Genomic DNA, 12,952 nt, shown 5'->3' on the forward strand with positions numbered 1-12,952 from the left:
CTGGCGCAAACATGTTGGGGGAACACGTGTTTGGGGGAGCATGGGAGCGCGGTCATGACTGAACAGGAACGTATTTCCGAACCGGCCGCTGCGGTCGAAGCACAGGTTGCGAAGCTGACGGCGCAGCACGCCCGGCTGGCCGGGTCGCTCACGGCCATTCAGGCAGCCATCGAGGCCCGGCTTCGGGACGACGGGCTCAACTACCACCTCGTAAAGGGGCGCGTAAAAACCGCCGAGTCGGTCAGGGGGAAGCTGAGCAAAACCGGCACCGACGGAACCCCGAAGTACCCGAACGGACTGGACGACCTGGACGATATCCTCGGCGTCCGCGTGATTACCTACATAGAGCCTGACGTCGCCAACGTTGTGACCGCCCTGGCCGGGCAGTTCCGGGTTTTGGAGACAACCGACAAGAAGGCCCAGCAGGTCAACAAGGGCGTCCTTGGATATGCAGCCCACCATCTAATACTTGAAGTAGGGCCGGACAACACACCGGGCGGATGCGCCGGCTGTATCGGCCAGCGGTTCGAGGTCCAGGTGAAGACCGTCCTGCAACACGCCTGGGCGGAATTTGAGCACGATATCCGGTACAAGGCTGTCGGGGCGATTCCGCCGGCCATCGACAGGGCGTTCACCCTGGCTTCGGGCCTCATTGAGCTGGCGGACAACGAATTCGTGAAAATTCATGAGGCAGTAGCCCGCGAAGAAGCGAATCTGCCTGCCGACGCCCAAGGCCGTGCTGAGCCCATCACGTCGGATGCGCTGTCGGAAGTTCTGTTGGCCGAGCTCCCGGATCACCCGCGCAGCAAGAAAGAACAATACGACTGGCTGGTGAATCTCCTCAACGCCATGGGCATTACAACCGTGGAAAAGGCGGTGGGGCTGATCGGCAGTGCGGACTGGAACCATGTGCGGGAAAGAATGGCGTACAAGTTTCCAGCCGGGCACGTTCGGATCGTGGATGATCTCCTGCTCAAGGAATTCGGGGACCAGTACATCAAGGAAACGAAAAGCCTCGGCGACGACCGTGCCCGCGAGTCTAAGCTACGTTTCCGCCTCAAGAAACTGGAGTCTTCCTGACAGCTTTGCTGATCAGTGCCTGGCTGCTACGCATCCTCTGAATCCAGGTCGAAGTCGGGGAGGTCCAGCAGTCCCAGGTCCTCCAGCACGGATGGGTCCTCATAGATGGCAGCAATGCACCTGACCAGGGCGGGCGGCACCCGGAAATGCGTGTCGATCGTCAGGATCCCCTGCCCGGCGAGCGCCTCCAGCTGGCCCATGGCCGCGGTCTTCAAGGACTCGACCGTGGCTTTCTCTTCCGGCGACGCTCCTGTCCGCGGGTCCAGCACGGCATCCGTGCGCGGAGGATCTTCCGAAGCCGCTGCAAGAAGGATTGACGCCACCGTGGCAGCAACGAGGACTTCCCACGGCTGTTCGGCGTCATACCCGAGCACGGAGACTGACAGGAACTGCTCGACGAAGAACGCAAGCTCCTCCAGCCGGTCCGAGGTGGCGCGGGCCTGGAAGACGGCCGCTGCTTGCGACGGCACTGCCTTCGTAGGGCCGACCTTGATCAGCTCAGTGCCGGCCAGCGCTTCCCACACCTGTGCCAGCAGCGGCACCTCATACATGCTGCGGACGGCGGGCACCGGTTTCTCCGATGCGCCGTTGCCGTCCTGTGTAGCTCCGGCCTGCCGGGCTCCGTCCTGTTTGGACGCGCCCCTTGCTTTCACGCCGAGGCAGCCCGCCGCCGCCTCGATGTCCTTTGTCCGGAGGGCACCTGTTGCGGTCACCGGCTTTGCATCACCGATCCACTGCAGCAGTGCCGTGGTCCGCTGGATCAGCGGGAGCTCCGAAAAGGCCTTGACGGCGTCCTCGTCGGAGATGACCGGCACGTCGACGAGGCGCCAGTCGTCGGTCTCCCCAAGGAGGGCGTTGAGCAGGTCAAGGACCTCGGCGAGCTGATCGGCCGATCCTGACCACCGGTCCGTCTCCGCGAGAAAATCGACGAACCCGTGCACAGCCACGATGGCAAACTCACCACGGTCGTCTTCGTCGTCGTCTCCCGCCACGGCTGCAAGATCGGCGGCGAGCGCGTCGGCCAGAATTGCAGGGTCAAGGCTCGTCAGGTCGGCAGCAGCCACGCGGTCCATGTACCGCCCCATGACGCTTTCTACCACTGCCAGGCAGTCCAGGGCGGCGGAAGCGGCTCCCGGAGTCCCGTCGTCGAACCACCTGACAAATGCCGGTGCAAGCGAGTCCACCGCGCGCCCGGCCCGGAAGGAGCTCAGCGAAGCGGGCGACGAGCCGCGTCCGGCCAGACCCGGACCGCCAGCGGCGCCCTTGCGCTTGTTCCGGTTCCTGCCGTTCTTGCTCATGCTGCCCCTGACTGATTGCGCGTTGGTTCCTACGACGACGGTACTGACCTTTCGTGCGGCGTGCCACCAGGCGCGCTGCACGGGACGGTGTGAGCCGCGCCGCTAGGATTCCCGCGTCAGGCTGCGGTTCCGCCCCTGGTAGAGACGGCGGTAGCTGGAGGGTGTGGTGTCCAGTTCACGCATGAAGTGGAGCCGGAAGTTGGCTGCCGTCCCCAGTCCGGTCCTGTCGGCAACCGCCTGCACGGTCAGGTCCGTCGTTTCGAGCAGCCGGCATGCTTCGGCGATGCGCTGGCTGGTGAGCCAGCGCATCGGGGTAGTTCCCGCCTCCGCCAGGAACTTCCGGGCGAAGCTGCTGGGCGCCCAGCCTGCATGGGCTGCCATGTCGACGACGGTCAGCGGCTCCGCGAGATGCTGCCTGGCCCAGACGCAGGTTTCGGCGAAATGGGTCAGCGGTGCGGCGACCGGGCGCTCGATGAACTGGGCCTGCCCGCCCTCGCGGTGAGGGGCCACCACCATCCGCCGGGCGATGCGGTTCGCGGCCTCGGTGCCGTGGTCCCTGCGGACCAGATGCAGGCACAGGTCAATGCCGGCCGCGACACCGGCGCTGGTGCTTACCCCTCCCTCGTCGATGTACAGAACCCCGGCGTCGACGGCGACTGCCGGGTGCAGGGCCTGCAGGCGCTGGGCGTTTCGCCAGTGCGTCGTGGCGCGCTTCCCGTCAAGGAGGCCCGCAGCCGCAAGTGCGAAGGCCCCTGTACAGACTGAAACCATCCGGGCACCGTTTCCCGCGGCCTCACGGAGCGCTTCGCAAACGCTGGCCGGAGGATCGGTGAGCGGGCTGTAGCCCGGCACCACAATGGTGTCGGCGGACAGCAGGGCCCCGAGCCCCTCTGCGGCATGGATGGCGTATCCCGTGGTGGTCGGGACAAGGCCGGATTCGGCAGCGCAGACGGTGAAGGAGTAGAGCCTCCTCTCGTCCTCATGACCGAAAACCTGTGCAGGAATCGCCAGGTCAAAGGCGACGACCTCCGGCAAGGCCAGGGCAACGACACGGTGCATGAGGCCACTGTACCCACGCCGCTCCGGCCGGGACCCGGTCCGGCAGGATCCTTTTCATACCGGCTGCTTTTCCCACTCCCCTGCGCCGCCGCCGGTTGGCACCCTTAGCCCATGAACAACTTTCGTCACTCGGTGAAGGCTGCCGCTGATACTGCTTCAAGCCAGCCCACACCACCGGCCCAGTCCAAGCACCGCCGGCGGCTTCGTGCCTTGGGCTTGACGGCAGCCATTGCGGCAGCCGTCCTACTTGCCTCCTCCGCTGCCAACCTCGCCCTGAACCAGGCAGAGCAGTCCGCCAGCGCTCACTACGGGCAGAGGGTGCAAACGAGCCATGGTGCCGCCAACGTCGTGCGCACCCCGGGGAACGGCAGAGCCCGGCAGTCCATCGTGCTGCTCAGCGGCCTCGGAACACCGGCACCGGCGCTGGACTTTGCACCGCTCATCCGGGAACTCGGGGACTACGACGTCGTGGTTGTTGAAGGCTTCGGCTACGGGTACAGCGACCAGCCTTCGGTGGAGCGAAGCATCGAGAACATCACGTTCGAACTCCATGAGGCCCTGGCCAAGGCGGACGTGCCCAGGCCTTACGTCCTGGGCGGCCATTCAATCGCCGGTTTCTACACCCTGGCATACGCCAACCGGTACCGGGACGAGGTCGCCGCCGTCGTCGGAATCGACCCGACTTTGCCGGCCGCCCGGACTCTCCACGCAGACCAGACCACGGTCCACGGCGGCGGCATCAACTGGGAAGGCATGGTGGCCGCCAGCGGCCTGCTTCGCTGGGTCACCATGCTCGCACCCGGTCTCGTTGAACCTGAGGGCACCGCCTATACCGCCCATGAACGGGAGCAGATGCGCCTCATGGCCAACTGGAACTTCGGCAACCCCGCCGTCGTCGACGAGACCAACCGGATCGCCGATAATGCCCGCAAGGTGCAGGCCATGCGCTATCCGGACGGCCTGCCCGTGCTCACGTTCCTGGCATCCGCAAAGGAACCCGCTCCGGATCCTGCGCTGCACGAAAGCCGGCTGCGCAACGTCCGGCACCACGAGATCGTAGTTCTCCCCGGCGGGCACTACCTGCACTGGACCCATGCGCCGGAGATGGCCGGCAAGATCAGGGCCTTCGTAACAGCTAATACGTCACAGACTGGTTAGCGGCCCGGACTGGCTTAGGTCCGTCCTGGATGCATTAGGTCCTGATGCCACCGGCCGGCGGTTCCTGTGTGGGCGCAGGACTGACGTCGGCCCCCTCCAGGAGCTGCTGCTCGCCGTGCACCACCTGATTGATATAACCGGTGAGGCGGTTCGCCTCGTCGCGGTAGTCGCTTGGGTCGGCCAGGGGCATCGTCGCCTGGACAAACAGGGTCCCGTTCTTCGCTGCCACGCGGAGGAAATGGGCAGGCTGCCTGCCCGCCCTGATGATGGTGGCGATCACGGCGTAGGTCTGGTCGGCGTCTGTGAACGCCGAGGCACGGTGGTACGTCGCCGTGAAGGAACCATCCGCCACCGTCAGCCTGGCGGGGGAACAGTCCGGCAGCTGGAAAATGGAGGGGAAGGCCAGTGCCAAGGCAGCATCACGGTCTGCGCTGACTGCGACGAACACGGGCTCGGCACGGGTCCCGCTGAAAGTTCCTGCGGCTGGCAGCCCTGCAGACGTCAACATGGCCCACGCCAGAACATCCGAGCACTCGGCCGGGCTCACCCGTGCCGCACCCGCACCAAAATGCAGCGACTGGTTCTCGTCCCACAGCTGTCCCCCGGTAAGGACCTCACCGGCAGTTCCTCCCGGTCCAGTCACCAGCCCGGCCAGGATCTCCACCTCGGCCTGGGAAAAGAGGCGGGCACCTTTCGCGGGGGCGGCCGACGGCTTGGCGGTTCCGTCCCCGGGAGCTGCCTGCCGGCTGGCTTCAACGCCGCCGGTCTCTCCGGGCACCGGCTGGGGCGACTCGAGCGCTGCCCCGCCGAATGATCCGGGAGCGCAGGCAGTCAGCAGGCTCAGCAAGAGCGTAATCCCGTACAGACCGCGCACTATCTTTGCCGGTGCCTTCATGTTGCCCCCTACCTCGACCGGATGTGAGCACATCATATGCCGACACCGGCGGCCGGCAGCGGTGCAAGGCGCTAGAGGATGTATCGCCCTCTCCTGGCTGCTCAGGTTAAGAACTGGCCTCGGCGCGCGATGATTCCTGTGTGCGGGCGCGTACCCGGGTCGGACCGATTCCACACCTCCGTAACTTCAAAACCGGCCCGGGCGAGCCTGCTGGCCATCGCGTCTGCGGACAGGAAGTAAGCGGTCGTGACAGCGTGCGGAAGGGACTCGCCGTCGGGTCCCTCAAAGAATCCAAGAAGGACTGTCCCGCCGGGTGCGATGCAGCGTGCGAACTCCCCCAGGACGGGCTCGAGATCAGTGGGTGGAAGGCGGCGATCTGGTCAGCAGATCTCCCACATCACAGTCCAGCACGTCGCAGATCGCGGTGAGAGTGGAGAAACGTATCGCCTTCGCCCTGTCGTTTTTGAGCACCGAGAGATTCACCAGGCTTACTCCCACCTGTTTGCTCAGCTCCGTCAGGGTCATGCCCCGCGCCTCAAGGAGTTCGTCGAGGCGGCAGTGGATGTCGGAGGAGTCGCCGGCGGGCATCAGACCAGCCCCTCGGTATCTTTCTGGAGACGGCGGCCGTACTGGAAGAATCCGGCGACCAGGAGCAGCACAAGGCCAATCGCCAACGGTGCGATGTTGAACTCGGCGACGAAAATGTAGGACTCCCCCACGGCACGGGCGTTCACGCCGATCATCTCCGCAAGCCGGGTCCGGCCAACCCCATCCAAGACCTGGCCAACGGTCCCCGCAACGGCAAGAACAACTCCGGCAGCCCCGACCAGATCGGCGGACCTCGCAGTGAAGAGGACCCTGCTCTGAAGCCGGTAGGCCAGCAGGAACAGCAGCGCCAGGACCGCCAGGACCCCGACCTGGTTCAGCCCGTAAGCCCAGGCCAGGCTCGTGGCGGGCCCGGAAGGCAGCACGGGGATGCTCGCTTCCAGCGACGTGAAGTGGCCCGTAGCCTCCAATGACAGGCCGGGGGCTTCCTGGTGGGAGGTGGCCACCGGAAGCTCGAGGGTCACCGGCCCGGTGAAGAGGCCGACAATGCCGAATACTGTTGCGGCCGTTGTCAGGAGTGCTCCGGCGGCGGCAGCGACCATCAATCCAACTGCGTCGATTCGCGACACGATTTTCTTTGGCCCGGTTTCAGCGGCGGCAGCGCGTTTCAGTTTCATCGATCCCCAATTATCGAATTTCGTTAATAACGACATTCGATAATATAGCGGATCCATCAGAAGAAAGCGCAGAGGGACACCCCGAGCGCATTGCCGCGGACCGCTCGCGCAGCCCAACGAGCCTAGGACAAGCCAGCAAAGGGCCGCACGCTCAGCGTGCGGCCCTTTGGACTGTTGTTGTGCAGACAGAACAGAAAGAACTAGAAGTCCCAGTCCTCATCCTCGGTGTTGACTGCCTTGCCGATGACGTAGGACGAACCCGACCCCGAGAAGAAGTCGTGGTTCTCGTCCGCGTTCGGCGACAGGGCCGAGAGGATGGCCGGGTTCACGTCCGTGACCGAGGCCGGGAACATGGCCTCGTAGCCCAGGTTCATCAATGCCTTGTTGGCGTTGTAGTGCAGGAACTTCTTGACGTCCTCGGCCAGGCCGACGCCGTCGTAGAGATCGTGCGTGTACTGGACCTCGTTTTCGTACAGCTCGAAGAGGAGTTCGAAGGTGTAGTCCTTGATCTCCTGGCGGCGAGCCTCGGAAACGGTCTCCAGCCCGCGCTGGAACTTGTAGCCGATGTAATAGCCGTGCACGGCCTCGTCGCGGATGATCAGGCGGATCAGGTCAGCCGTGTTTGTCAGCTTGGCTCGCGAGGACCAGTACATCGGCAGGTAGAAGCCGGAGTAGAACAGGAAGCTCTCGAGCAGCGTGGAGGCCACCTTGCGCTTCAGGGGATCGTCGCCCTGGTAGTAGTCCATGACGATCTGGGCCTTCTTCTGAAGGTTCTCGTTCTCGGTGGACCAGCGGAAGGCGTCGTCGATCTCCTTGGTGGAGCACAGGGTGGAGAAGATCGAGGAGTAGCTCTTGGCGTGCACGGCCTCCATGAAGGCGATGTTCGTGTACACGGCCTCTTCGTGCGGGGTGAGCGCGTCCGGGATCAGGCTGACGGCGCCGACAGTGCCCTGGATGGTGTCCAGCAGGGTCAGGCCGGTGAAGACGCGCATGGTCAGCTGCTGCTCGGCCGGGGTCAGCGTGTTCCAGGACTGGACGTCGTTGGACAGCGGCACCTTCTCCGGCAGCCAGAAGTTGTTGACGAGACGGTTCCAGACCTCCACGTCCTTATCGTCCTGGATGCGGTTCCAGTTGATGGCCTCGACGTGGCTCAGCAGCTTGACCTTTTCGGTCATGTCATCCCCTAAAAAGTTGGGTGGGTTCTTACTTAAAGCGTACGACGGCGGGCGGGCACCCGCCGTCGTACTCTCACGGTTTAGTTGAATCTACAATTACAGGGCGCAGCTGACGCAGCCCTCCACCTCGGTCCCTTCCAGCGCGAGCTGGCGCAGGCGGATGTAGTAGAGCGTCTTGATGCCCTTGCGCCAGGCGTAGATCTGGGCCTTGTTGATGTCGCGGGTGGTGGCGGTGTCCTTGAAGAACAGCGTCAGCGACAGGCCCTGGTCCACGTGCTGGGTGGCAGCGGCGTAGGTGTCGATGATCTTCTCGTAGCCGATCTCGTACGCGTCCTGGTAGTACTCCAGGTTGTCGTTGGTCAGGTACGGCGCCGGGTAGTAGACGCGGCCAATCTTGCCTTCCTTGCGGATTTCAATCTTCGCCGCCACCGGATGGATCGAGGAGGTGGAGTTGTTGATGTAGGAGATTGAACCGGTCGGCGGCACGGCCTGCAGGTTCTGGTTGTAGATGCCGTGCTCCATGACGGAGGCCTTCAGCTCGCGCCAGTCATCCTGAGTGGGGATGTGCGTTCCGGCGAACAGCTCGCGGACGCGCTCCGTCTCCGGGGCCCACTCCTGCTCCGTGTACTTGTCGAAGAACTCACCGCTGGCGTACTTGGACTTCTCGAAGCCGCCGAACGTCTGCCCCGTTTCGATGGAGAGCCTGTTGGAGGCACGCAGCGCGTGGAACAGCACGGTGTAGAAGTAGATGTTGGTGAAGTCCAGGCCCTCTTCGGAACCGTAGTGGACCCGCTCACGCGCCAGGTACCCGTGAAGGTTCATCTGGCCAAGACCGATCGCGTGGGACTGCGCGTTGCCCTCGGCCACGGACGGGACCGAGTTGATGTAGGACATGTCCGATACTGCGCTGAGGGCACGGATGGCCGTCTCGATCGAAGCACCGAAGTCCGGCGAGTCCATGGTCTTGGCGATGTTCATGGAACCGAGGTTGCAGGAGATGTCCTTGCCGACGGTCTGGTAGGTGAGGTCCTCGTTGTAGAGGGACGGCGTGGACACCTGCAGGATCTCCGAGCAGAGGTTGCTCATGGTGACCTTGCCGTCGATCGGGTTTTCCCGGTTTACGGTGTCCTCGAACATGATGTACGGGTAGCCGGACTCGAACTGGATCTCCGCGAGGGTCTGGAAGAACTCGCGGGCACTGATCTTGGTCTTCTTGATCCGGGAATCGTCCACCATCTCGTAGTACTTCTCGGTGACCGAGACGTCGGAGAACGGAACGCCATAGACGCGTTCGACGTCGTACGGCGAGAACAGGTACATGTCCTCGTTCTTCTTGGCCAGCTCGAACGTGATGTCCGGGATGACGACGCCGAGGGAGAGGGTCTTGATGCGGATCTTCTCGTCCGCGTTCTCCCGCTTGGTGTCCAGGAAGCGGTAAATGTCCGGGTGGTGGGCGTGCAGGTACACGGCACCGGCGCCCTGGCGGGCACCAAGCTGGTTGGCATAGGAGAAGCTGTCCTCGAGGAGCTTCATCACCGGAATGACGCCGGAGGACTGGTTTTCGATCTGCTTAATCGGGGCGCCGTGCTCACGGATGTTGGTCAGCGACAGGGCCACGCCGCCGCCGCGCTTGGAGAGCTGCAGCGCGGAGTTGATGCCGCGGGCAATCGACTCCATGTTGTCCTCGATGCGCAGGAGGAAGCAGGAGACGAGCTCGCCGCGCTGGGCCTTGCCGGCGTTGAGGAAGGTGGGCGTGGCCGGCTGGAATCGGCCGTCGATGATCTCGTCAACCAGGCGGGTGGCAAGTTCCTCGTTGCCGCGGCCCAGGTGCAGGGCCACCATGCAGACGCGGTCCTCGTAGCGCTCCAGGAAGCGCTTGCCGTCGAAGGTCTTCAGCGTGTACGAGGTGTAGAACTTGAAGGCGCCCAGGAAGGTCTCAAAGCGGAACTTCTTCTTGTAGGCGCGGTTGAACAGGTCACGGATGAAGTTCATCGTGTACTGGTCGAGGGTCTCGCGCTCGTAGTACTGGTTCTTCACCAGGTAGTCGAGCTTCTCCTCGAGGTCATGGAAGAAGACCGTGTTGTTGTTCACGTGCTGCAGGAAGTACTGGTGGGCGGCCTCGCGGTCCGCCTCGAACTGGATCTCGCCGTTCGGACCGTACAGGTTCAGCATCGCGTTCAGCTCGTGGTAGCCGAGGCCCTTGTAGGCAGCGGGGAGCGCGGGCTTCTCCTGCTTTTCAACAGCCGTGTCCATGGACGCGTCCTTTCCTCCGGGTCTGGTTACTTCTGTGTCTGCGACAGTCGTGTCCAAAACTCTTCCAATCCTTCTTGTACACGGGAAACGTCTTCCGGCGTACCCATGAGCTCAAACCTGTATAGGTGGGGGACCTTGCACTTGGCGGCGATGATGTCGCCTGCCATGCAGTAGTTGTCCCCGAAATTCGTGTTTCCGGCCCCGATGACGCCCCTGAGCAGGCGCCGGTTGTCCGGGTTGTTCAGGAACCTGATGACCTGCTTCGGCACGGAACCCTCGCCGCCTGTCCCGCCGTAGGTGGGAACCACGAGCACGAACGGCTCACAGGCAACGAGGGGTTCTTCCTTCGCATGCAGGGGAATCCTGGCGGCGTCCGTACCAAGCTTTTCGATGAAGCGCCTGGTATTTTCGGAGGCCGAGGAGAAGTAGATGAGGCTGCTGTGGGTCTGGTTCACGGGCGGTGTCTGGTTGACGGGCGTCGTGTTCGCAGCACGGGCTGCGGCCGGCGCATCGGCAAGAGCCGGCGCAGCCATGGAAGTCACCTCATCTGGTTGGGAATTTTCTGCCGGAAACGGCGCGGGCGCAGCCTAGGCCACAGAAGCGGAGGCGCTCAGCGCCAGCTCTTCGATCTTGTCCGGACGGAAGCCGGACCAGTGGTCCTTATCCGTCACGACGACCGGAGCCTGCATGTAGCCAAGTGACTTCAGGCGCTCGAGGGCGTCCGCGTCCTGGGAGATGTCCACGCTCTGGTAGGCGATGCCCTTCTTGTCCAGCGCACGGTAGGTGGCGTTGCACTGTACGCAGGCCGGCTTGGTGTAAACCGTTACGGTCATGGTTCCTGTCCCCTTTGTTGAAGTCACTGCTGCTGCACTCTTCTGAGACCTTGCTGGTGTCTCTGTATTGAAATCTCTGGCATCGTTGCGGTGGACTCTGCCCGGACCTACTGTCCGGTACTGGCTGCGCCGGTCTCCCGCTCAATCTGTATGTCGATACTACATGTAGTGCGCGGCCCCGGATGGGACCCCTAGATGATGTATTACAAGTATGTCATTTAATGCACTTTTAATCCACAGGCAGGGACCCTCAAAATGTCCGGATTTCCGGCATTTTGGCGGACGGAATCCACACCCTGTGGAGTAGTTAGGCACATTTAAACACCAGCGTGTCGCGCTGCGGACGGCGTGTCGCGGCGCCACCGAAACGTCCGGTTAAGTGGGCAGGCACACAGCTAAGTGGGCAGGCACACAGCGCAGCGCTTCTTTTTCCTGCTGCCGGACGGCCGGAGTAAGGTTGGCTGGTGGTCAACCCCGTGCATTTGAGGACGCTTCTTGAGGTCACGCGGCTGGGTTCCTTCGCGGCCGCCGCCAGCCGTCTTGGCTACACTGCCTCAGCCGTCTCCCAGCAAATGTCCGCCCTGGAACGGGACACCGGCGTCCGGCTGTTCCAGCGCTCGGCCCGGAGCGTGGTTCCCACGGATGCGGCCATGGTGATGGCGCGCCACGCGGCGAAGGTCCTTACCGACATCGAGGCGCTGATGGCCGCGGCATCCAAGACGCAGGACACCACCAGCCAGGAGCTCCGGCTGGGCATCTTCCCGAGCCTTGCCACCTACGTGCTGCCGCGTATCCTGCGCAGTCCCGCCTGGAAGGGCCTCGGCATCGAACTGAGGGTGTCCGTGGCCGAACCCGCCCAGACCATCCAGGGGCTGCGGACTGGCGGAGACCTCGATGTGGCCCTTGTGTACCAGGTGGGGCAGTCCGGACTGGCCTGGCCCCACACCATCAACCGGCAATGGATTGGTGATGACAACTTCCGCGTGGTCCTTCCCGCAGGCTGGGGTTTCCGTACCGACGCGAAGGTGGCAGCGGATCATCTTTCGGATATGCCGTGGATCATGCACCACCCCGGCACAAGCGATGCAACCGTCATTGAGCGGCTGTTCGCAGGCTGCAACCTGCACCCCCGTGTGGTGGCCTACAGCGACGACTTCCACGCCAGCCTCGAGATGGCCGCCGCCGGTCTGGGGGCGGCACTGGTGCCGGAGCTTGCGCTGCTCCACCGGCCGGCCGGCGTCGTGGTGCTGGACGTTCCGGAAATCCGGCTGGCCCGCAACGTCTTCGCGCTGCTGATCAACGACAAGAAGACCGCCCGGGTGCAGCTGTTCGTGGACCTGCTGGCCGAAACATTGGGCACACTGGGGTCGTCAGTTAAATGACCGCCGATGCTGGAATGCTCTGCTTTTCGGGTCTATGTTGAAGATATGACCACCAAGGTAGCGAGCCAGCACTTCGGAGTAATCGAGCTGAACCACGGCAGGGACCATAACATTGCCGCGGAGCACGAGCTGGCCGGCCAACGCCTTGAGCTGGATCTGAACATCAATGCACACGACCACTTCGATGAAGCGGCGATGCACAAAGTGGACTACCGGCTCCGCTACCTCCCCGAACTCGTGGACGAGGTCAGGGAAATGATCGCCGAGGAACTCGAGCAGGAGGGCACCAGCCCGCAGGAATACCTTCGCTTCCACTGCAACGCGATCAAGGACGAGCACCTGCAGAAGGTCTTCGGCGTGAAGGACAAGAGCCAGCTCACCAATGCCGTGTTCCTGAAGGCACTGAAACTCGGGCATGTGGGAATCTACCCCGGCCAGCCCGAGCGGTACTTTGTCATGGACTTCACCCTGGGCGAGCACTTCACCGACGAGGTCCTGGTGGCCTCCGCGGACGAGGACGGCGTCGTCGACGACGAGATCGTCTGGGAATCCTGATTAAACGCCGACGGCGGGATGTCACCGGATGGTGACATCCC

General features: G+C 63.5%; 13 protein-coding genes. 4 read left to right on the forward strand and 9 right to left on the reverse strand.

What is annotated here, in order from left to right; genetic code table 11:
- Positions 1–54 precede the first annotated feature (54 nt).
- Positions 55–1,080, forward strand: a complete 1,026-nt coding sequence (locus ACFUTU_RS15310; protein ID WP_377965717.1) for a GTP pyrophosphokinase family protein — start codon at positions 55–57, stop codon at positions 1,078–1,080.
- A gap of 26 nt (positions 1,081–1,106) precedes the next feature.
- On the opposite strand, the gene ACFUTU_RS15315 is transcribed toward ACFUTU_RS15310, so the two are convergent.
- Entirely contained in the window at positions 1,107–2,378 is a 1,272-nt protein-coding gene (locus ACFUTU_RS15315) for a hypothetical protein (protein ID WP_377965719.1), read from the reverse strand.
- A 102-nt stretch (positions 2,379–2,480) separates the two neighbouring features.
- Positions 2,481–3,437 carry a GlxA family transcriptional regulator gene (locus tag ACFUTU_RS15320; RefSeq protein ID WP_377965721.1) on the reverse strand — a complete coding sequence of 319 codons (957 nt, stop codon included), beginning with the start codon at positions 3,435–3,437 and terminating at the stop codon, positions 2,481–2,483.
- A 111-nt stretch (positions 3,438–3,548) separates the two neighbouring features.
- On the opposite strand from ACFUTU_RS15320, the gene ACFUTU_RS15325 reads away from it, so the two are divergent.
- The gene (locus ACFUTU_RS15325; protein WP_377965723.1) at positions 3,549–4,595 is read left to right on the forward strand and encodes an alpha/beta fold hydrolase; all 1,047 of its coding nucleotides are present in this window, start codon (positions 3,549–3,551) and stop codon (positions 4,593–4,595) included.
- Positions 4,596–4,629: 34 nt separating this feature from the next.
- On the opposite strand, the gene ACFUTU_RS15330 is transcribed toward ACFUTU_RS15325, so the two are convergent.
- The 7 genes from ACFUTU_RS15330 to nrdH form a co-directional block, all read right to left on the reverse strand.
- The gene (locus ACFUTU_RS15330; RefSeq protein ID WP_377965725.1) at positions 4,630–5,490 is read right to left on the reverse strand and encodes a hypothetical protein; all 861 of its coding nucleotides are present in this window, start codon (positions 5,488–5,490) and stop codon (positions 4,630–4,632) included.
- Positions 5,491–5,844: 354 nt separating this feature from the next.
- Positions 5,845–6,078, reverse strand: a complete 234-nt coding sequence (locus tag ACFUTU_RS15335; RefSeq protein WP_377965727.1) for a helix-turn-helix domain-containing protein — start codon at positions 6,076–6,078, stop codon at positions 5,845–5,847.
- Entirely contained in the window at positions 6,078–6,665 is a 588-nt protein-coding gene (locus ACFUTU_RS15340) for a hypothetical protein (protein ID WP_377965729.1), read from the reverse strand. The genes ACFUTU_RS15335 and ACFUTU_RS15340 overlap by 1 nt, the downstream gene beginning before the upstream one ends.
- Before the next feature lie 248 nt (positions 6,666–6,913).
- Positions 6,914–7,888, reverse strand: a complete 975-nt coding sequence (gene nrdF / locus ACFUTU_RS15345) for a class 1b ribonucleoside-diphosphate reductase subunit beta (protein WP_377965731.1) — start codon at positions 7,886–7,888, stop codon at positions 6,914–6,916.
- Between the two features lie 96 nt (positions 7,889–7,984).
- On the reverse strand, positions 7,985–10,141 hold the full coding sequence (gene nrdE / locus ACFUTU_RS15350) for a class 1b ribonucleoside-diphosphate reductase subunit alpha (RefSeq protein WP_377965733.1): 2,157 nt from the start codon (positions 10,139–10,141) through the stop codon (positions 7,985–7,987).
- Between the two features lie 26 nt (positions 10,142–10,167).
- On the reverse strand, positions 10,168–10,674 hold the full coding sequence (gene nrdI, locus ACFUTU_RS15355) for a class Ib ribonucleoside-diphosphate reductase assembly flavoprotein NrdI (protein WP_377965735.1): 507 nt from the start codon (positions 10,672–10,674) through the stop codon (positions 10,168–10,170).
- Positions 10,675–10,728: 54 nt separating this feature from the next.
- Positions 10,729–10,974, reverse strand: a complete 246-nt coding sequence (gene nrdH, locus ACFUTU_RS15360; RefSeq protein ID WP_377965737.1) for a glutaredoxin-like protein NrdH — start codon at positions 10,972–10,974, stop codon at positions 10,729–10,731.
- A 464-nt stretch (positions 10,975–11,438) separates the two neighbouring features.
- Between nrdH and ACFUTU_RS15365 the strand changes: the two genes are divergently transcribed.
- Positions 11,439–12,356, forward strand: coding sequence for a LysR family transcriptional regulator (locus ACFUTU_RS15365; protein WP_377965739.1), 918 nt, complete (start codon positions 11,439–11,441; stop codon positions 12,354–12,356).
- Between the two features lie 45 nt (positions 12,357–12,401).
- Positions 12,402–12,911 carry a DUF2004 domain-containing protein gene (locus ACFUTU_RS15370; protein ID WP_377965741.1) on the forward strand — a complete coding sequence of 170 codons (510 nt, stop codon included), beginning with the start codon at positions 12,402–12,404 and terminating at the stop codon, positions 12,909–12,911.
- Positions 12,912–12,952 lie beyond the last annotated feature (41 nt).

Source organism: Arthrobacter sp. NPDC057388 (assembly GCF_042668165.1).
Classification (GTDB): Bacteria; Actinomycetota; Actinomycetes; order Actinomycetales; family Micrococcaceae; genus Arthrobacter.

Coding starts and splice junctions, on each gene's coding strand:
- ACFUTU_RS15310 (WP_377965717.1), top strand. CDS start 55: ATGACTGAACAGGAACGTATTTCCGAACCGGCCGCTGCGGTCGAAGCA.
- ACFUTU_RS15315 (WP_377965719.1), bottom strand. CDS start 2,378: ATGAGCAAGAACGGCAGGAACCGGAACAAGCGCAAGGGCGCCGCTGGC.
- ACFUTU_RS15320 (WP_377965721.1), bottom strand. CDS start 3,437: ATGCACCGTGTCGTTGCCCTGGCCTTGCCGGAGGTCGTCGCCTTTGAC.
- ACFUTU_RS15325 (WP_377965723.1), top strand. CDS start 3,549: ATGAACAACTTTCGTCACTCGGTGAAGGCTGCCGCTGATACTGCTTCA.
- ACFUTU_RS15330 (WP_377965725.1), bottom strand. CDS start 5,490: ATGAAGGCACCGGCAAAGATAGTGCGCGGTCTGTACGGGATTACGCTC.
- ACFUTU_RS15335 (WP_377965727.1), bottom strand. CDS start 6,078: ATGCCCGCCGGCGACTCCTCCGACATCCACTGCCGCCTCGACGAACTC.
- nrdF (WP_377965731.1), bottom strand. CDS start 7,888: ATGACCGAAAAGGTCAAGCTGCTGAGCCACGTCGAGGCCATCAACTGG.
- nrdE (WP_377965733.1), bottom strand. CDS start 10,141: ATGGACACGGCTGTTGAAAAGCAGGAGAAGCCCGCGCTCCCCGCTGCC.
- nrdI (WP_377965735.1), bottom strand. CDS start 10,674: ATGGCTGCGCCGGCTCTTGCCGATGCGCCGGCCGCAGCCCGTGCTGCG.
- nrdH (WP_377965737.1), bottom strand. CDS start 10,974: ATGACCGTAACGGTTTACACCAAGCCGGCCTGCGTACAGTGCAACGCC.
- ACFUTU_RS15370 (WP_377965741.1), top strand. CDS start 12,402: ATGACCACCAAGGTAGCGAGCCAGCACTTCGGAGTAATCGAGCTGAAC.